Annotated in this window: 18 protein-coding genes; 4 read left to right on the top strand and 14 right to left on the bottom strand. The window is 76.0% G+C overall.

What is annotated here, in order from left to right; all coding sequences use genetic code 11:
* Positions 1-167: 167 nt before the first annotated feature.
* A complete protein-coding gene (locus EBM89_RS03070; protein WP_122147996.1) occupies positions 168-1,292 on the bottom strand; it encodes a zf-HC2 domain-containing protein in 1,125 nt (374 codons plus the stop codon).
* Positions 1,289-1,879 (bottom strand): RNA polymerase sigma factor SigE, encoded by a 591-nt coding sequence (gene sigE / locus EBM89_RS03075; RefSeq protein WP_122147997.1) that lies wholly within the window; start codon positions 1,877-1,879, stop codon positions 1,289-1,291. The genes EBM89_RS03070 and sigE overlap by 4 nt, the downstream gene beginning before the upstream one ends.
* Before the next feature lie 255 nt (positions 1,880-2,134).
* Between sigE and EBM89_RS03080 the strand changes: the two genes are divergently transcribed.
* A complete protein-coding gene (locus EBM89_RS03080) occupies positions 2,135-2,767 on the top strand; it encodes an O-methyltransferase (protein ID WP_122148036.1) in 633 nt (210 codons plus the stop codon).
* 384 nt (positions 2,768-3,151) lie between these two features.
* Here EBM89_RS03080 and EBM89_RS03085 read toward each other — a convergent pair whose 3' ends face one another.
* The 6 genes from EBM89_RS03085 to dapE all read right to left on the bottom strand — a co-directional run bounded on the left by EBM89_RS03085 (position 3,152) and on the right by dapE (position 9,327).
* Positions 3,152-4,789 (bottom strand): leucyl aminopeptidase family protein, encoded by a 1,638-nt coding sequence (locus EBM89_RS03085; RefSeq protein ID WP_122147998.1) that lies wholly within the window; start codon positions 4,787-4,789, stop codon positions 3,152-3,154.
* Positions 4,790-4,820: 31 nt separating this feature from the next.
* On the bottom strand, positions 4,821-4,988 hold the full coding sequence (locus EBM89_RS03090) for a DUF3117 domain-containing protein (RefSeq protein WP_082812748.1): 168 nt from the start codon (positions 4,986-4,988) through the stop codon (positions 4,821-4,823).
* Between the two features lie 171 nt (positions 4,989-5,159).
* Positions 5,160-6,368, bottom strand: coding sequence for a hypothetical protein (locus tag EBM89_RS03095; protein WP_122147999.1), 1,209 nt, complete (start codon positions 6,366-6,368; stop codon positions 5,160-5,162).
* Entirely contained in the window at positions 6,365-7,318 is a 954-nt protein-coding gene (gene folP / locus EBM89_RS03100) for a dihydropteroate synthase (protein ID WP_122148000.1), read from the bottom strand. The genes EBM89_RS03095 and folP overlap by 4 nt, the downstream gene beginning before the upstream one ends.
* A complete protein-coding gene (locus EBM89_RS03105; RefSeq protein WP_122148001.1) occupies positions 7,308-8,156 on the bottom strand; it encodes an LOG family protein in 849 nt (282 codons plus the stop codon). The genes folP and EBM89_RS03105 overlap by 11 nt, the downstream gene beginning before the upstream one ends.
* Before the next feature lie 67 nt (positions 8,157-8,223).
* Positions 8,224-9,327 carry a succinyl-diaminopimelate desuccinylase gene (gene dapE, locus EBM89_RS03110; protein WP_233571503.1) on the bottom strand — a complete coding sequence of 368 codons (1,104 nt, stop codon included), beginning with the start codon at positions 9,325-9,327 and terminating at the stop codon, positions 8,224-8,226.
* A 58-nt stretch (positions 9,328-9,385) separates the two neighbouring features.
* Between dapE and dapD the strand changes: the two genes are divergently transcribed.
* Positions 9,386-10,357, top strand: a complete 972-nt coding sequence (dapD, locus tag EBM89_RS03115; RefSeq protein ID WP_122148002.1) for a 2,3,4,5-tetrahydropyridine-2,6-dicarboxylate N-succinyltransferase — start codon at positions 9,386-9,388, stop codon at positions 10,355-10,357.
* Between the two features lie 7 nt (positions 10,358-10,364).
* Complete coding sequence (locus tag EBM89_RS03120) at positions 10,365-11,255, top strand: hypothetical protein (protein ID WP_233571504.1); 891 nt, start codon at positions 10,365-10,367, stop codon at positions 11,253-11,255.
* Between the two features lie 91 nt (positions 11,256-11,346).
* On the opposite strand, the gene EBM89_RS03125 is transcribed toward EBM89_RS03120, so the two are convergent.
* The 5 genes from EBM89_RS03125 to fdxA all read right to left on the bottom strand — a co-directional run bounded on the left by EBM89_RS03125 (position 11,347) and on the right by fdxA (position 15,948).
* Positions 11,347-12,273: a methyl-accepting chemotaxis protein gene (locus tag EBM89_RS03125; protein ID WP_122148003.1), complete on the bottom strand. Its 927-nt coding sequence runs from the start codon at positions 12,271-12,273 to the stop codon at positions 11,347-11,349.
* Positions 12,270-12,908: a PAS domain-containing protein gene (locus EBM89_RS03130; RefSeq protein WP_199731956.1), complete on the bottom strand. Its 639-nt coding sequence runs from the start codon at positions 12,906-12,908 to the stop codon at positions 12,270-12,272. The genes EBM89_RS03125 and EBM89_RS03130 overlap by 4 nt, the downstream gene beginning before the upstream one ends.
* A 78-nt stretch (positions 12,909-12,986) precedes the next feature.
* The gene (locus tag EBM89_RS03135) at positions 12,987-14,285 is read right to left on the bottom strand and encodes a citrate synthase (RefSeq protein WP_122148004.1); all 1,299 of its coding nucleotides are present in this window, start codon (positions 14,283-14,285) and stop codon (positions 12,987-12,989) included.
* Positions 14,286-14,467: 182 nt separating this feature from the next.
* Positions 14,468-15,616, bottom strand: coding sequence for a succinyldiaminopimelate transaminase (dapC, locus tag EBM89_RS03140; RefSeq protein WP_122148005.1), 1,149 nt, complete (start codon positions 15,614-15,616; stop codon positions 14,468-14,470).
* A 5-nt stretch (positions 15,617-15,621) separates the two neighbouring features.
* Positions 15,622-15,948, bottom strand: a complete 327-nt coding sequence (gene fdxA / locus EBM89_RS03145; RefSeq protein ID WP_122148006.1) for a ferredoxin — start codon at positions 15,946-15,948, stop codon at positions 15,622-15,624.
* A 143-nt stretch (positions 15,949-16,091) separates the two neighbouring features.
* Between fdxA and EBM89_RS03150 the strand changes: the two genes are divergently transcribed.
* Positions 16,092-16,370 (top strand): putative acetyltransferase, encoded by a 279-nt coding sequence (locus EBM89_RS03150; protein WP_233571505.1) that lies wholly within the window; start codon positions 16,092-16,094, stop codon positions 16,368-16,370.
* Positions 16,371-16,391: 21 nt separating this feature from the next.
* On the opposite strand, the gene EBM89_RS03155 is transcribed toward EBM89_RS03150, so the two are convergent.
* Complete coding sequence (locus EBM89_RS03155; RefSeq protein WP_122148007.1) at positions 16,392-18,185, bottom strand: VanW family protein; 1,794 nt, start codon at positions 18,183-18,185, stop codon at positions 16,392-16,394.
* Positions 18,186-18,325 lie beyond the last annotated feature (140 nt).

The following is an 18,325-nucleotide window of genomic DNA, read 5'->3' on the forward strand; positions in this document are numbered from 1 at the left end:
CGCGAACGGGTCCGCGCGGCGCGCCGACGGGTCGGCACCGTGCTCGGGCACGGCGGCGTGCTGCTCGGGCGCGGCCCGGTGCTCCGACGCGGCGTCCGGCGTCGGCTGGTCGCCCCGGGGCTCCTGCGACGCGGGGCCGGGCTCGCGGCCCGGCTGCTCGGGCGTCGTCACGGCAGGTGCATCGCGGTGGTGAAGGTGTCCCAGCCGCGCGTGAGCCGGGCCGGGATCCCGGCGTCGAACCCGCTGTCCGGGAACTGCGCGACGACGCCCGCGGTCTCGCGCGCGCTCGCGCCGGACACGACCTCCACGACCGTGTCCCCCGCCTGCCAGGCGGCGTGCCACGGCTCGGTGGACAGCAGGTACACGGTGCGGCCGTCGAGGTCGAGCCGGTCGGCCGCGGTGAGCGCGGACGCGTCGAGGCGTCCCTGCTGCTCGGTGACGACGACCGCGCCGCCCGTCGGCCCGGTGAGGTCGAGCTCCAGCGTCGCGCCGTCGTCCCGCAGGCGCACCGCGGTGACGGCCCAGCCCTCGGGGACCTCGGCGGGGCAGGTCCAGCCCTCGGCGCGCATCCAGTCCAGGTACTCCTGGGTGGACGCGCCCGCACCGGGTCCGGCGGGCGTCGCCGCGGCCGTCCCGGTGGTCGACGGGTCCGCGGTGACGGGGACCGCGGCGACGGCCGCCCCGCCCAGCACGGACAGCGCGTCGGTGGAGGCGGTGGTCGCCGGGGTCACGGCGGGTCGGTCGCCGAGCACGAACAGGCCGACGGCGACGACGCCCAGCCCGGTGAGCGAGCCGACGGTCGCCCGCAGCCCGCGCCGGCCCAGGACGCCGCCCGAGCCGAGCACGGGGCGGGAGCCGAGCACGCCGCGCGCACCCAGCACGGGGCGCGAGCCGAGGACGTCCGGGCCCTGGCCCAGCAGCGCCCGGCCGCCGTCGAGCAGCCCGTCGAGCGGTCCCGGGGCGGGACGCGGCGCCGCGGGGCGTCCCGCGGGCGGCACGAACGGGTCGAACGACGCGGATTCCGACGTCCGGTGGGCGCGCGTGGCACCGCCGGGCGTGCCGGCCTCCGCCGTCGGGGCGCAGCCGCCGAGGGCGAGCAGCCGCGCCGTGAGATCACCCGCAGGCCGGACGTCGTCCACGTCGCACAGCACCCGGCGGGCGGCGCGGGCCGCCGCGAGGTCCGAGGCGCAGCGCGCGCAGCCGGTGACGTGCGCGAGCGCCCGCTCGGTCGCGGCGGGGCTGAGCTGCCCGTCGACGAGCGCGCTCACGCGGTCGCCGAGGTGGGCGCTCATCGCGCACCCGCCGGGGCCGTCACCCCGAGGTCGCGCTCGGGGGTGGCGCGGACGGTCGCCGGGGCGCGGTGCTCGAGCGAGACCCGGAGCCGGGCGCGGGCCCGGTGGATCCGCGAGCGCACGGTGCCCAGCTTGATGCCGAGCGTGACGGCGATCTCCTCGTACGACAGGCCCTCGATGTCGCACAGCACGACCGCGGCGCGGTACTCCGGCGGCAGCTCGTCGAGCGCGCGCTGGATGTCGACGTCGAGGTTGTCGTGCTCGAAGGCGCGCTCGGGGCCGGCCTGCGTCGCCGGGTACCGGTCGCCGTCCTCGCCCATCGCGTCCATGCGGATGCGCTGGCGGCGGCGGGCCGTGTCCAGGAACAGGTTGGTCGTGATGCGGTGCAGCCAGCCCTCGAACGTGCCGGGCGTGTACGTCGACAGGGACCGGAACACCCGCACGAAGACCTCCTGCGTGAGGTCCTCGGCGTCGTAGCGGTTGCCGGTCAGCCGGTAGGCCAGGCGGTAGACGCGCGCGGAGTGCTCCCGGACGATCGCCTCCCAGGTGGGCGGCTGCCAGTCCGGGTCGGGCAACGAGGTCGCCAATCCACGTCCTTCTGTCGGGGGCCACGGCTGCGGCCGGTCGGACCAGTGTCCCAGGCGGGACGCCCGGAGGCGAACCGGCCTTTCCCGCAGCAACGCCGCCGCCGCCCCGGAAGTTCCCACCGCCCGCACCGGGACCGGATCTCACCCGACCGGGCGCGTCGCGCGCCACCGCCGGGAACCGGGCCCCGCGCGCACTAGGCTGGCGTGCGCCCGCACCCGCACCGCTCACGCCCGATCCCGTCCCGGGAGGACACCATCGCCACCGACAAGGCCGCCAGCTGGGTCTACGCGGAGGGCTTCGCCCCCGAGGACGAGACGCTGCTGCGTGCGCGCGACCGGGCCGGCGAGCTCGGCTGCACCCCGGTGCAGCCCGGCACCGGCGCCGCGCTGTCGGTCCTGGCGGCGACCGCCCGGGCGCGCGCCGTCGTGGAGGTCGGCACCGGCACCGGGGTCAGCGGCCTGTACCTGCTGCGCGGGATGCCGTCGGACGGTGTGCTGACGACCATCGACGTCGAGGTCGAGCACCAGCGGGCCGCGAAGACGGCCTTCGCCGAGGAGGGCGTGCGCCCCGCCCGCACCCGGACGATCTCAGGTCGCGCGCTCGACGTGCTGCCCCGGCTGACGGACGGCGCCTACGACCTCGTGCTGGTCGACGCCGACGTCGAGAACTACCCGGCCTACGTCGAGCAGGCGGTCCGGCTGCTCCGCCCGGGCGGGGTGCTGGCCGTGGACGACGCCCTGTGGCACGACCGGGTCGCCGACCCCGCCCGCCGCGACGAGGCCACGACCCTGGTCCGCGAGACCGGCCGCCGGGTCCGCGACGACGAGCGGCTGCTCCCCGCGATGCTCCCCGTCGGCGACGGCCTCCTGGTCGCCGCCCGCCGCTGACCCCAGCCCCGGGCCGCGAGGTCGTCACACGTCGTCGAGGTCGTCACTCCTGACGGACGACCTCGTCCACGAGTGACGACCTCGGCGCCACGCCTCGGGCACGGCCACCCACGACGTGACGGCCCCGCCAGGCCCGCCCCGCGCCGCGCCGCGGCACCCCACCGCGAGGTCGGGGGATCGCCACGAGGTCGGTACTCCCGATGTCCCGACCTCGTCCGGATGTGCCGACCTCGGCGCCACGCCCGGGCACGCGGGCCCTCCGGCGCGGCACGCGCCCGGGTCCTCACCTCCACCTCGAGGTCGTCACACATCGGGCGGCCCCGGACGCGGCGACGCCCGCGGCCCCAGGAGGGGACGCGGGCGTCGGCGTGGGTGGTGCAGCGGTCAGCGCAGCGCCGCCAGGTAGCGGAGCAGCAGGCGCGCGCCGTAGCCGGTCGCGCCCTCGGTGACCTCGTGCTTGTCGGCGGTCGCGCGGGCGGGTCCGGCGATGTCGAGGTGCGCCCACGTGCGGGTGCCCACGAACTCGCGCAGGAACAGCGCCGCGGTGATCGAGCCGCCGCCGTACTTGCCGTCCTGGGGCACGTGCCGCAGGTCGGCGACGTCGGACCGCACGGCGTCGGTGTAGTCCTCGACCAGCGGCATGGGCCAGACGGCCTCGCCGGACTCGGCGCCCGCGACCTCGAGCGCGCCGGACAGCCGGGCGTCGGTGGCGTAGAGCGCGGCGTGCTGCTTGCCGAGGCCGAGGCTCGCGGCCCCGGTCAGGGTGGCGACGTCGAGCAGCACGTCGGGGTCGAGTGTCGCGTCGGCCCAGGCCAGGGCGTCACCGAGGACGATGCGGCCCTCGGCGTCGGTGTTCGCGATCTCGACGGTGCGCCCGCCCCACATCCGCAGGACGTCGCCCGGGCGGTAGGAGGACGCGCCGAAGTGGTTCTCCGCGAGCGGCAGGACGGCGGTGACCCGGTGCGGGACCCGTGCCGCGGCGGCGCCGAGGACCGTGGCGAGCGCGACGGCGGCACCGGCCATGTCGGTCTTCATGGGCACCATCGCCTCGCGGGGCTTGATGGAGATGCCGCCCGTGTCGTAGGTGATGCCCTTGCCGACGACGACGACGTGCTTCGCGCGGCGGGACGTCGGGGCCGCCGTGGCGTCCTCGTCGTCGGCCGGAGGCAGCGCGGCGGGGTCGTAGGTCACGGTGACGAGCCGGGGCGGGGACGCCGACCCGGCGCCGACGGCGAGGATGCCGCCGAAGCCCTGGGCGGCGAGCTCGCGCGGGCCGAGCACCTCGGTGGTGAGACCGGCGGCGCGGGCGAGCTCGACCGCGCGGTCCGCCATCCACTCCGGGTCCTTGGTGCTGGACGGGGTGTTCGCAAGGTCCCGGACGAGCCAGGTCGCGGTCGCGCCGCGCACCGCCTCGTCGAGGGCGGCCTGGGCGCGGACGCCGTCGCGGCCGACGACGACGAGCTCGGTGGCCGGGGCGTCGGACGCCGGGGCGGGCGCGCCGAGGCGCTGCACCCGGTAGGCCGCGAGCAGGTAGCCCTCCGCGAGCGCCCGCACGCTGCGGGGGCCGTCGGCGCCGGGCTCGGTGCCGACGGTGGTGAGCACCCGGCGCAGCCCCCGGGTGGCGCGGGCCAGGGCGGCACCGGCTCGGCGCAGGTCCTGGGGCGTGCCCTCGCCGACGCCGACGAGCACGAGGCGGCGCGGCAGCCCCGCCCAGGGCAGGGCGGCGCCGGCGCTGCCGACGGGACGCGGCAGCAGCAGCGTCCACGCCTCGCCGGCGGCACCGGTCAGCCGGGCGCGCTCGGCGAGCTCGGCCAGGTCGATGCCGTACCGGGCGGCCGCGTCGGCGGTCCCCCGGCGAGGCTGGAGGTCGGTGTCCTCGGGCTCGTCCGGCGTCGACGGGGCGACCGGGACGGCCACCGCGTCGACGTCGGGCGCGAGCAGGAGGTCGGACGACGCGAGCGTGCCGGCCGCCAGCACGACGGCCGGGACCGCACGGCCGACGCGCACCTCGGAGGGGTTCACGGGACGAGCCACAGGAGCACGGACCCCCGGGTCAGGAGACGACGGAGGTCAGGGCCTCGCCCAGCTCCTGGGCCTCGGTCGCGTTGAGCTCGACGACGAGTCGGCCACCGCCCTCGAGCGGGACCCGCATGACGATGCCGCGGCCCTCCTTGGTCACCTCGAGCGGACCGTCACCAGTCCTCGGCTTCATCGCGGCCATGCGGGGCTCTCCTTCGCGTCGTGGCTGGGTGACCGGGCCTCGTGCGTCCGTGTCCGCGGGGCGCGGCACGGGCGTGGACGGGGCTCCGGCACCCGGATGTCCGTCGGTCAGTCTAGTTCACCGAGGCGACCAGGAGGGCGCTGTGCTGCGGATCCACCCCGTGGAGATCCGTCAGGGCGGCCACCCGGAGGGCGGCACGATCCGCCAGATCTGCCACACCCAGACCACCTGGAGCACGAGCATGAGCACCACGACGGACCCGGTCCACGCCCACCGGGCCCACCGGGGGCGGGTCACCAGCCCGGCGGTCGCGGCGGCGAGCGGGAACGCCAGGACGAGGAACCGCGCGAGGCTGCTGCCGGGCTCGACGGCGGCGGCGAGGTACAGCAGGTACGCCGCGGACCAGGCGTGCAGCTCCCGCCCCAGCCGCCACGCCGACGGCGTGACCAGGCACGCGACCACGACCACGGCGGCGCCGAGGACGACGAACGGGGCGGCGTCGCCGAACCAGAACGCGGGCACGTACGTCCACCCCGCGAACGGCGCCGTGGTGGCGGCCCCGCGCCAGGCCTCCTGGGTCTGCAGGTAGGCGTCGGGGATCCCGGTGGCCCACCCGACGACGGCGATCCACGCGAACCCGGAGACCACGGCGGTGACCGCGAGCGCCCCGATGCCGACGAGGTCGCGCGTGGGCGGGCGCCGGCCGGAGTCGCGCCACTCGCGCAGCCGGACGAGGGCGTGCACGGCGACGACCACGGCCATCGGCAGCGCGACGGCCCGGGTGAACCCGAGCGCGAGCACGGCGACGCACGCCCAGCCGTACCGCCGGGAGACGATCGCCAGCAGCGACACGGCGACGAGCAGCAGCGCCAGGGACTCGGTGTAGCCGACCTGGAGCACCACGGACGTCGGGAAGACGCTGACCAGCAGCACGGTCGCGAGCGGCAGCCCGGGCCGGGCGGCGACGGCCCGCGGGGCGCCCACGACGACGGTCCGGTGCACGAGCAGCACCGCCCCCGCGCCGAGCAGCAGCGACACCGTCGGCGCGGCCAGCGCCCACGACCCGCCGGTGACGGTCATGACGACGCTGACCAGCAGCGGGTACAGCGGGAAGAACGCCCAGGCGTTCTGCTGGACGACCCCGTCGGCGCCGACCGGCAGGGCATCGGGGTAGCCGGTCTCGGCGATCTGCCGGTACCAGGTCGCGTCCCACATCAGGCCCGTGTAGTCGACGTACCCGGGGGACGCGCCGGTCCAGCCGTTGGCGGCCTGGTGCCCGGCGACGACGACGAGCACGACCGCCGAGAACGCCCGGGCCACGCCGTAGACCGCGAGGACCTGCACCCACCACGGCCAGGTGCGCGGGTCCGCCCGCCTCACGCGAGGCCCCGCACGGCCGACGCCGGCGGGAGGTCGCCGCGCAGGGCCGCGACCATGTCGACGGTCCGCCGGGTCGCGCGGACGTCGTGCGCGCGGAACACCCGGGCGCCGTGCCACGCCGCGAGGGTGGTCGCGGCGAGGGTGCCCTCCAGGCGCTCCTCGGGCGGCAGCCCGAGGGTCTCCCCCACGAAGTCCTTGCGGGACAGGGCCACCAGCACCGGGTGGCCGAGGGCGGTGAGCGCGGCGGTGCGGCGCACGAGGTGCAGCGAGTGCCAGGTGCTCTTGCCGAAGTCGTGGGTCGGGTCGACCAGCACGCTCGCGGGGTGCACGCCGAGGTCGACGGCCCGGGCGGCGGCGGTGCGCAGGGTGCGCAGGACGTCGTGCAGCACCCCGTCCCGGGGGTCCACGCCGGGGTCGCAGGGGTCGACGTCGTCGGGCAGCGGGTAGGACACCCGCAGCGGGTCGGTGCGGGGAGCCAGCCCGCCGGTGTGCGAGCACACGACGCCGAGCCCGCGCTCCGCGGCGACCTCGACCAGCGCGGGGTCGTGGCCCGCCCAGGTGTCGTTGAGCAGGTCGGCGCCCGCGTCGGCGGCGGCGCGCGCGACCTCCGCCCGCCAGGTGTCGACGCTCACCAGCAGGTCGGGGTGGCGGCGGCGCACCCGCTCGACCAGCGGGACGACGCGGGCGATCTCCTCCGCCACGTCCACGACGGGCCCCCGGCCGGCGCGCACGCCACCGAGGTCCACGAGGTCCGCGCCCTCCTCCTCGGCGCGCGCGACCGCGGCGTCCGCCCCGGCGTCGTCGTACCGCGCGGCGGCGTAGAACGAGTCCGGGGTGCGGTTGACGACCGCCATGACGACCGGGTGGTCGGGGCCGAACCAGCGCCCGCGCAGCAGCAGGGGCGCCCCGGCGGCGGGGACGCCCGGCGCGGCGGGGTCGCTACTCGCCACCCGCCGCCTCGGCCTCCTCGTCGGCCTCGGCCTCGGCCTCCTCCTGCGCGCGCTCGGCACCGGCCGCGGCGGCGCGCTCGGCGGCCCGCAGCTCCGCGCCGCGGTCCCGGACGATCCGCACGGCCTCGTCGGGGTCGTCCACGAGCTGCAGCAGCGCGAGGTCGGCCTCGCGGATCATGCCGCGCTCCAGCACCGGGCCGCGCAGCCAGTCGAGCATCCCCTGCCAGTAGTCCGTGCCGACCAGGACGATCGGGAACTCGGTGACCTTGTGCGTCTGCACCAGGGTCAGCGCCTCGAACAGCTCGTCGAACGTGCCGAACCCGCCGGGCAGGACGACGAAGCCCTCGGCGTACTTCACGAACATCGTCTTGCGGGCGAAGAAGTACCGGAAGTTGACCCCGAGGTCGACCCACGGGTTCATGCCCTGCTCGAACGGCAGCTCGATGCCGAGGCCGACCGACAGGCCACCCGCCTCGGTCGCGCCCTTGTTGGCCGCGGACATGATGCCGGGGCCACCACCGGTGATGACGGCGTAGCCCGCCTCGGCGAGCCGGCGGCCGACCTGCTCCCCCAGCGCGTAGTCCGGGTGGTCGGGCAGGGTGCGGGCGGAGCCGAAGACGCTGACGGCCGGGCCGAGCTCGGCGAGCGCGCCGAAGCCCTCCACGAACTCGCTCTGGATCCGCATGACGCGCCACGGGTCGCCGTGCAGCCAGTCCGCGCCCTCGTCGCGGGTCAGCAGCCGCTGGTCGCTGGTGGTGGCCGGGATCTGCCCGCGCCGCAGCAGCACGGGACCCTTGCGGTAGCCGGAGCCGGGTGCGGGAACGCCGTCGTCGCTCATGGCGCCGACTCTACGGTCCGCGCCCGGGCACGCAGGTCCGGACGGGGTGACACCCAGGTGAACTCCGTCAGGCGGTGAGCCAGGCCCGCAGCGCGTCCCGGCACAGGTCGAGCTGCGCGACCGGCAGCCGCTCGTCGTCCTTGTGCGCCAGCAGCGGGTCCCCGGGGCCGAAGTTCACGGCGGGCACGCCGAGCGCGGAGAACCGGGCGACGTCGGTCCAGCCGTACTTCGGGGCGGGGGCGCCGCCGGTGACGCCGAGCACCGCGGCGGCGAACTCGGCGGCCGCCGGGTCGTCCAGCCCGGGGCGCGCGCCCGCGGCGGCGTCGGTGACGACGACCTCGTACCCGGCCATCAGGTCGCGGACGTGCGCCGTGGCCTCCTCGACGGAGCGGGACGGGGCGAACCGGTAGTTCACGGTGACGACGCAGGAGTCGGGGACGACGTTGGTCGCGATGCCGCCGGTGATCGTCACCGCGTTCAGGCCCTCCCGGTACACCAGGCCGTCGACCTCGACCGAGGCGGGCTCGTACGCGGCGAGGCGGGCCAGCACGGGCGCGGCGGAGTGGATGGCGTTGGACCCGGTCCAGGCGCGGGCGGAGTGCGCCGCGACGCCCGCGACGCGGACCTCGGCGCGCAGCGTGCCGTTGCAGCCGCCCTCCAGCCCGGCGTCCGTCGGCTCGCACAGCACGGCGAAGTCCGCGGCCAGCCACTCGGGGTGCTCGCGGGCGATCCGGCCGAGGCCGTTCAGCGACGCGTCGACCTCCTCGTGGTCGTAGAACACCCAGGTGACGTCGCGGGTCGGCTCGGTGAGCGCGGCGGCCAGCGCGAGCTGCACGGCGACGCCGCCCTTCATGTCGACGGTCCCGCGCCCCCAGAGCACCGCGTCCGCGCCCTCGCCCTCCAGGCGGGTCGGCAGGTTCACGGGGTCCGTCGTCAGCGGCACCGTGTCGATGTGCCCGGCGATCACGACGCGCGAGTCCCGGCCCAGGTGGGTGCGGGCGACCACCGCGTCCCCGTCGCGCAGCACCTCCAGGTGCGGGTAGGCGCCCAGCGCGGCCTCGACCGCGTCCGCGAGCGCCGCCTCGTCGCCGCTGACCGAGGCGATGTCGCACACCGCGGCGGTGAGCGTGGTGAGGTCGGCCGTCAGGTCCAGGGAGGTGGTCGTCGTCACGCCCGCGACCCTACCCGGGGAGCCCGGCGGCCCCCGCCACCCCCGTAGGCTGGCGGTCATGAGCGACCGCACCGCCTGGGGCTGGGGCCTGGCCACCGTGACGTCCGACGAGTCCGCCGCCGGTTCTGGCGTCGTGCTCGACACCTGGTACCCGCAGCCCGCGCTCGGGGACGCCCCCGCGGGCGCCGAGTGCCCCGAGACCCTGGCGGCGCTGGTCGGCGAGGACGCGGCCCGCGGGGTCCGCACCGAGACCGTGCTGACCGTCGTCGACCTGGACGCCGCCCCGGTGGACACCGCCGACGCGTACCTGCGCCTGCACCTGCTGTCGCACCGCCTGGCCGCCCCGAACACGATCACGCTCGACGGGATCTTCGGCGCGCTGCCGAACGTCGTGTGGACCGACCACGGCCCGTGCGCCGTCGAGGGCTTCGAGACCACCCGCGCCCGGCTGCGCGCCGCGACCGGGCGCGTCGTCACGGTCTTCGGCGTCGACAAGTTCCCGCGGATGGTCGACTACGTGCTCCCCGACGGCGTGCGCGTCGCCGACGCCGACCGGGTGCGCCTCGGCGCGCACCTCGCGTCCGGGACGACGGTCATGCACGAGGGCTTCGTGAACTTCAACGCCGGGACGCTGGGCACCTCCATGGTGGAGGGCCGCATCTCGCAGGGCGTCGTCGTCGGCGAGGGCTCCGACATCGGCGGCGGCGCGTCGATCATGGGCACGCTGTCCGGCGGCGGCAAGGAGCGGGTGTCCATCGGCGCGCGCTCGCTGCTCGGCGCGAACGCGGGCCTCGGCATCTCGCTGGGCGACGACTGCGTGGTCGAGGCCGGCCTCTACGTCACCGCGGGCACCAAGGTCACGCTCGTCGGCCAGGCGGGCGAGGACGGCGCGCCGCGCGTCGTCAAGGCCCGCGACCTGTCCGGCGCCGACGGCCTCCTGCTGCGTCGCAACTCCCTGACCGGCGGGGTCGAGGCCGTCGCGCGCACCGGCACGGGCATCACGCTCAACGCCGCCCTGCACGAGAACTGAGACCCCCGTGGCGAGCCGGCTGTCGCGGCTGGGCTGCGCGGCGCTCGCCGCGGTGGTCCTGCTGGCCGCGGCGGTCGGCGGGGTCGTCTGGTTCCTGGACGACGCCCACCCGCGGGCCGCGTCGCGCACCTGCACGGCGACGCTCGACGGCACCCCGTGGTCGCTGTCGGCCGACCAGGCGGACAACGCCGCGCTGATCGCGGTCACCGCCACGCAGCGCGGGCTGCCCGCGCGCGCCGCGACGATCGGCCTCGCGACCGCGCTGCAGGAGTCGCGGCTCATCAACATCGACTACGGCGACCGGGACTCGATCGGCCTGTTCCAGCAGCGGCCGTCGCAGGGCTGGGGCACGGTCGAGCAGATCATGGACCCGGTGTACTCGACCGGGAAGTTCTACGACGGCCTGGTCCGCGTGCCCGGGTACACCGAGCTGCCGGTGACCGAGGCCGCGCAGGCGGTGCAGCGCTCCGGGTTCCCCGACGCGTACGCGCAGCACGAGGGGCGGTCCCGGGCGTGGGCGTCCGCGCTGACGGGGTACTCCCCCGCCGTGCTGCACTGCGACCTGGGCCCGGCCGCGGGTCCGGGAGACCCGGACGCGGTCGCGGCGCGGGTGCAGCGCGACTTCGGCGGGACGGTGACCCCCGCGGTCGACGCGGCCGCCGGGGACGGCGTGGTGGTCGTGCTGGACGCCGCCGGTCTGGCCGGGGTGTCCGGAGGTGACGCCGCGCGCTCGGCCTGGGCGGTGGCGCAGTGGGCGGTGGCGACGGCCGAGGCCCTGGGGGTCGAGCGGGTGGACGTCGCGGGCGGCCGCTGGGACCGCACCGCCGACGCCTGGACCCCCGACCCGGAGGGCGACCGCCCCGCCGCGGGCACGGTCGCGCTCACCCTCGCCCCGTAGCGCGTCTCGGCGAGATCGAGGGTTCCAGGCGACACGCCGCCCCGACACGCCGGGCCGGCCGGGGAAACCCTCGACCTCGTGGGAGGACCGCTCAGCGGAGCGCGGCGAAGGCCGTGATCTCGCGGCGGAGCTCCGCCGCGAGGTCCGCCAGGCCCTCGCCGGGGGCGTGGCCCGCGGCGGTCGCGACCTGGTCGACCTGCGCCGCCATGCCCGCGATGATCTCGTCGATCCGGCCGATGGCCACGCCCGCGTCGTCCGCCGCGGCCTGCGCCGCCACGACCTGCCGGGCGATGTCCTCCGAGCGCCCCGCCGAGTCGTCCGCGAGCGCGCGCACCTCGGAGGCCACGACCGCGAACCCGCGCCCCGCCTCCCCCGCGCGCGCCGCCTCGATGGTCGCGTTGAGCGCGAGCAGCCGGGTGCGGCTCGCGATGGCCTTGACCAGGCCCGCCGCCTCCTCGATCTGCGCGGACGTGTCCGCCAGGTCCCGCACGGTCGCGCGCGAGTCCCGCGCGGCCGTCGTCGCGGAGTCGGCGGCGCCGGTGAGCGCCGCCGCCGACGACGCGAGGCCCTGGGCCGAGTCCGAGACCCGCGCGGCGACGTCCACCAGCCGCTCGGCCAGCGCCTCCCGCTCCTCCTGGTCCCGGGCCGTGCGGCGGGCCGCCGCCTCCAGACCTCCGCGCGCGGCGTCGATGCGCACCGCGCCCGACCGGAACGCCCCGGGCATCCCCCGGCGCAGGAACCGCCGGTGGAACCGGCCCTCCTCCGCCGCGGCGAGCGACGCCTGCGACTCGCGCACGTAGGCGTCCACCAGGTCCGCGACCCGGTTCAGGGCCGCGCGCGCCCGCTGCACGGACGGGTCGCCGCCGAGCGTCGGCAGGCGGCCCTCGAGGTCACCGGCCGCGAGGCGGTCGCAGAACTCGGCGAGCAGGTCGAGCGACGCCCGGGTCGCCGGGTCGAGCGCGGGCTCGACCACGGCGACGGTGCCGGGGCGGCGCGCCGTGAGCAGACCCCGGCTCACCGCGCACCCCCCACGCCCGCGAGCGGCGCGTCGACCGCGTCGTCCCGCCCGGCCAGCGACCAGACGAGCTCGTCGTAGGTCGTGCCCGCCTCGGCGAGCGCGGCGGTCAGCTCGGCCGTCCCCGCCGCGATGGCGTCCTTCGTGCGCTCCTCGCGCTGCTCCGCCCCCAGCACCCGCGCGTACAGGTCCGCGACGGTGCGCCGCGTCGCCGGCGGGACCCACCGGCGGTTCGAGTGGTACCCGACGACCGACCCGCCGGGACCGCGCGTGGCGGTGACGTGGGCGAGCACCCAGTAGTGCCCGCCGTCCGCCGCCAGGTTCAGCACGTACGCGAAGAGCTCCTGACCGGTGGGGATCACGTCCCACATGAGCTGGAACACCGCGCGCGGCATGTCCGGGTGCCGGATCAGGTTGTGCGGCTGCCCGAGGATCTCCTCCTCGGTGAACCCCGCGACCCGGGTGAACACGTCGTTGGCGTAGGTGATGACCCCGCGGGGATCCGTCTTCGAGACGATGATCTCCTCGGGCCCGAAGGTCCGTTCGACGCCGGTCGGCCGTGCTGCGCGTCGCCCCCGCGCAGGTCCTGACCGCCGGCTGGTGCCACGCATCTGCTGCGCGGCCTCAGTGGGCGACATGCCCCCCTGATCGGTCCGGACTGCGGGGTTCTGACCGGTTCGTCCTGATCAGTTCGGCGGGCGACCGGGTGAAAGACCTCAGCGCTCGGCGACGCCGCGGTAGTCGCGCTCCGCCGGGCCCGAGTAGACCTGCCGGGGACGGCTGATCTTGGTCTGCGGGTCGCGCATCATCTCGCGCCACTGCGCGATCCAGCCGGGCATCCGGCCGAGCGCGAACAGCGGGGTGAACATGCGGTCGTCGAAGCCCATGGCCTTGTAGATGAGGCCGGTGTAGAAGTCGACGTTCGGGTAGAGCTTGCGGGAGATGAAGTAGTCGTCCGAGAGCGCGATCTCCTCGAGCCGGCGGGCGATGTCCAGCAGCTCGTTGTTGCCGCCCAGGGCGGACAGCACGGCGTCGGCGCTCTGCTTCACGATGGCCGCGCGCGGGTCGTAGTTCTTGTAGACCCGGTGCCCGAAGCCCATGAGCCGGACGCCCTGCTCCTTGTTCTTCACCCGGCGCATGAACTCGCTGGCGTCGCCGCCGTTCGCCTGGATCTCCGCGAGCATCTTCAGCACGGCCTCGTTCGCACCGCCGTGCAGCGGGCCGGACAGGGCGTTGATGCCCGCCGCGACCGACGCGTACAGGTTGGCGTGGCTGGAGCCGACGACCCGGACGGTCGACGTCGAGCAGTTCTGCTCGTGGTCGGCGTGCAGGATGAGCAGCTTGTCGAGAGCCTGCACCACGGTCGGGTCGACCTCGTACTGCTGGTACGGCACCGCGAACGTCATGCGCAGGAAGTCCTCGACGTACCCGCGCGAGTAGTCGGGGTACAGCAGCGGCTCGCCGCGCGACGTCCGGTGCAGGTACGACGTGATCGTGCGGGTCTTCGCGAGGATGAGCACCGTCGCGAGCTCGACCGTCTCCGGGTCGAACGGGTCCAGCGACTCGGGGTAGAACGTGGCGAGCGCGTTGATCGCGGACGACATCACGGCCATCGGGTGCGCGCCGGACGGGAACGTCCCCATGAAGGTGCGGAAGTTCTCGTGCACGAAGGTGTGCCGGTTGATCCGCTCGACGAACGCCTCGAGCTGGTCGGCGGTCGGCAGCTCGCCGTTGATCAGCAGGTACGCGACCTCGAGGAACGAGGACTTCTCCGCCAGCTGGTCGATCGGGTACCCGCGGTAGCGCAGGATGCCCGCGTCGCCGTCGATGTAGGTGATCTGCGACTCGCAGGACGCGGTGTTCATGAAGCCGGGGTCGACGGTGACCAGGCCGGTCTCGCGCAGCAGCGAGGAGACGACGACGCCGTCGTTGCCCTCGGTGGCGTGCACGACGGGCAGGTCGTGGGGGGTGCCGTCGACGTCCAGGTGGACGGTCGGCGTGCCGACGTCGGGCATGGCGCTCCTCCTCGGGCGGGTGCGGGGGTCCGGACCTCGGTCCGGTCCGCGAGGTCGTGCTGGCCTGGGCGCCGCGGCGGTGCGGGCGGCACGCCACGGGGGTGACGTCGGCCTGCCCCGACGCTACTTCGGGTCCGGGAGGTGGACCACACCGAACCGGGCCCCCGGCTGTGTGACTCGGGTCACACGCCTCCGAGCCGGGCGACCGCGGCGGCCACCCGCTCGTCCGTCGCGGTCAGCGCGACCCGCACGTGCCGGGGCGAGCCGTAGAACGACCCCGGCGCGACGAGGATGCCGAGGTCCGCGAAGCGCGAGACCGTGGCCCAGCAGTCGTCGTCGCCGGACGCGGGCCGCGCCCACAGGTACAGGCCGGCCTCCGAGCGGTCCACGACCAGCCCCGCGCCCTCGACCGCCGCGAGCAGCGCCGTGCGCCGCGCCCGGTACCGCTCGCGCTGCTCCGCCACGTGCGCGTCGTCCCCGAGCGCGACCGTCATCGCGGCCTGCACCGGGGCGGGGACGATCATCCCCGCGTGCTTGCGGGTGCCGAGCAGGTCCGCGACCAGCGCCGGGTCCCCGGCGGTGAACGCCGCCCGGTAGCCCGCGAGGTTCGACTGCTTGGACAGCGAGTACAGCGCCAGCAGGCCGGTGAGGTCACCGCCGGTGACCCGCGGGTCCAGCAGCGACGGCACGCCGCGCGACGCCCACGGCTCGGCCCACGGCAGCTCGGCGTAGCACTCGTCGGACGCCACGACGACGCGCTGCCCCGTGCGCTCCTGCACGTCGCGGGCCGCCTCGACCACCGCGCGCAGCTCGGCGACACCCAGCACGCTCCCGTCCGGGTTGCCGGGCGAGTTCAGCCACACGAGCCGCACCCGGTCCCCCTCGGGGCCGCGCATCAGCCCGACCGGGTCGTCCGTCGCGACCGGCTCCGCACCGGCGAGCCGGGCACCCACGTCGTAGGTCGGGTACGCCGCCGCGGGGTGCGCGACGAGGTCGCCCGCCCCCAGACCGAGCAGCGCGGGCAGCAGCGCCACCTGTTCCTTGGAGCCGATGGTCGGCAGCACGCCCGCCGGGTCGAGGTCGGGCACGCCCCGGCGCCGGGCGAACCACGCCACGACGGCCTCGCGCAGGTCGGCGGTCCCCCACGTCTGCGGGTACCCGTGCGCGTCGGCCGCGTCGACCAGCGCCTGCCGCAGCACGGCGGGCGTCGGGTCGACGGGCGTGCCGACCGACAGGTCCACGATGCCGTCGGGGTGCGACCGGGCCCGGTCGCCGAACGGCACGAGGGAGTCCCAGGGGAAGTCCGGCAGCGCGCCGGTCGCCAGCCCCACGCGCGCTACTCCCCGTGCACCTGGAGCGGGAGCGTCGCGATGACCGGGTGGTCCTTCGCGATCTGCCCCATCTTGGCCGCGCCGCCGGGCGAGCCCAGGTCGTCGAAGAACTCGACGTTCGCCTTGTAGTACTCGCTCCACTGCTCGGGGACGTCGTCCTCGTAGTAGATCGCCTCGACCGGGCACACCGGCTCGCACGCCCCGCAGTCCACGCACTCGTCGGGGTGGATGTACAGCGACCGCTGGCCCTCGTAGATGCAGTCGACGGGGCACTCCTCGATGCACGCCTTGTCCTTGACGTCCACGCAGGGCTGGGCGATCACGTACGTCACGGTGCGTCCTCCACGCGCCGGGGGCGGCGCGCTGCTGGTCGGTGCGGGGGATGGGGCCCGGGGGCCCCGCTGCTCCTAGTATCGCTCACCTGCGCCACGACGGCCGCAGGGGACGACGGGTCGCGGCCCGGGGAGGAGCACCCGTGGACGAGGTGGACGACACCGTCGACACCGTCGACACCGGGCGGCACTGGCGCGCGTGGCGGGTCGGTGACCGCGTGGTCGTGCGCCGCCGCCTGCCGGAGGGCTCGCCGCAGCCGTACACCGACGTCCTCGGCGACCTGCTCGCCGTCGACGCCGACGGCGTCACCGTCCGGACCCGGCGCGCGGGCGACGTCCGGGTCCCGGGTGCCGAGATCGCGCTGGGCAAGGTCGTCCCGCCCGCGCCGGTGCGCCGCCCCCGGCGTCCCGCCGGGGGCTGACGGACGCGGGGCCGACCGGGATCAGGGCGTGGCCGGGGCCGCCGTCGCCGGGTTCGGGCCGCACACGACGCGGTTCTGCGCGCGGTAGGTCCACGAGAACGGCTCGGTGGCGACGACCTCGCCGTTGAGCTTGACCGTCCGCGTCACCGTGATCCGGAACCCGGGGTTGCCCGCCGACTGCGGGGAGCAGGTCGCGGACTGCGAGTAGACGGTGGTCGGCTGCACGACGTTGGTCTTCGGCCCGGACTCGGAGGTGACCTCCCAGTACGGCGTGCTCCACAGGCGCACGTACGTCTTGCCGTCGGCCACCCACGCCTGCACCAGCACGCCGTAGGGCGTGTTGTTCTTCCAGCGCATGTCGAGCGTGCCGGTGAACAGGGTCGCCTCGCGGCCCGCCGGGTACCGGGAGAACCACTCGGAGTGCGGCTTGTGCTCGACGTCCTCCATGCCCGCCTCGTAGGCGGCGTTGAACGTCGTGGTCGACAGCTGCGACAGGCCGCCGCCCCACGCGTCGGTGTGCTCGCCGTTGACGATCGCACCCGCCTGCACGAAGCCGTGCGCCGCGTCGATCGGGCCGAGCGCGTCGGTGAGGCTGAACGTCTCCCCCGGGCGGACGAGCGTGCCGTTGATCGCCGCCGCGCCCGCCGCGATGTTCTTGGTGCGCCGCGGCTCGCTGGTGAGCGGCGTGTCGAACTCGGCGACGGCGGTCGTGACGCCCAGCGCCTCCAGGGCCTCGGTGGTCTGCGCCGGGTCGGACTCCACCAGCGCCACCTCCGCGGTGCGGCCGGAGTCGACCACCGCGGCGGACACGGCCGTGGCGAGCGCCGCCGGGTCGAGGGTGGTGCCCGGGGTGCCGGGCACGATGACCGGGCCGGCGTCCTGGAACTCGAAGCGGGCGTCCGACGCCGTGGTGAGCAGGTCGGTGCTGCGCGCCAGGACGGCCTCGACCAGCGCGGCCCCGTCCATCTGCAGCGCGAGCTCGCCGTCCGCCGGGACGAACGACGACACCTGCAGCAGCACGTCCGCGGGCACCTCGACGGTCTGGCCCGCGACCTGCACCCGCACCGGGGCGGTGCCGATCTTCGAGGCGACGTCCTGCAGGGCGCGCTCGGTCTCCTCCTGGGTGACGTCGGGCTCGACCACCTCGGTGGTGAGCTCCAGCGGCCGGGCGGCGGTGAGCCACGTGCTGACCAGCGTCTCGCGGGCGGCGTCCTCGTCCAGCGCCCAGCCGTCGGCCGCGTCCACCGCGTGCGGGGCGCCGTCGGCGATGACGATCGACCCGTCCACCGGGGCCAGGGTCAGCGTCTGCGCGAGACCGGCGACGGCCTCGTCCAGCGCGGCCTCGTCCACGTCGGTCACCGGCTCGGCGGCACCGGCTCCCACGAGGTGCTGCCAGAGCCGCTGCGGGCGCAGGTCGACGCCCGTGAGCCGCTCGACCGTCGCGGGGACGTCGAGCGCGAGGCCCGCCGTGGCGGGGTCGACCGAGCCGGTGATGTCCTGCGCCGTCACGGGGACCGGCTCGTCGGACAGCGAGCCCAGGCCGTCGATGAGCGCCTGCTCGGCGCGCGCGGTGGACATGCCGCCGATCTCGATGCCCGCGACGGTCGTCCCGCGCGGCACCCGGTCGGCCAGGGCGTAGGACGTCCCGACGTACGCGCCCCCGAGCACCACGACCGCGCCGACCACGATCAGCGTGGTCCGCAGCCAGCGTCGCCGCGGTCGGTCGCCGTCGAACTCCGCGAGCGGCGACCAGGCCTCGTCCGGACCGTCCCCGTCCACGACGGGCTCGGTGTTCTCGGCACTGCCCTTGGCCATCCAGCTCCCCCTCGCGAGCGGCACGCCCGACGCGTCCGCGTGCGTGATTCTACGGTCGTCACCTGTCCGGGGTACGTGGCGAAAGGCACGATCCGGACGCCCGGGAGGTCACGACTTCGCAACGGTCGCCGACCGACCTT

The organism is Cellulomonas triticagri, assembly GCF_003696205.1.
In the GTDB taxonomy this organism is placed as follows: Bacteria; Actinomycetota; Actinomycetes; order Actinomycetales; family Cellulomonadaceae; genus Cellulomonas; species Cellulomonas triticagri.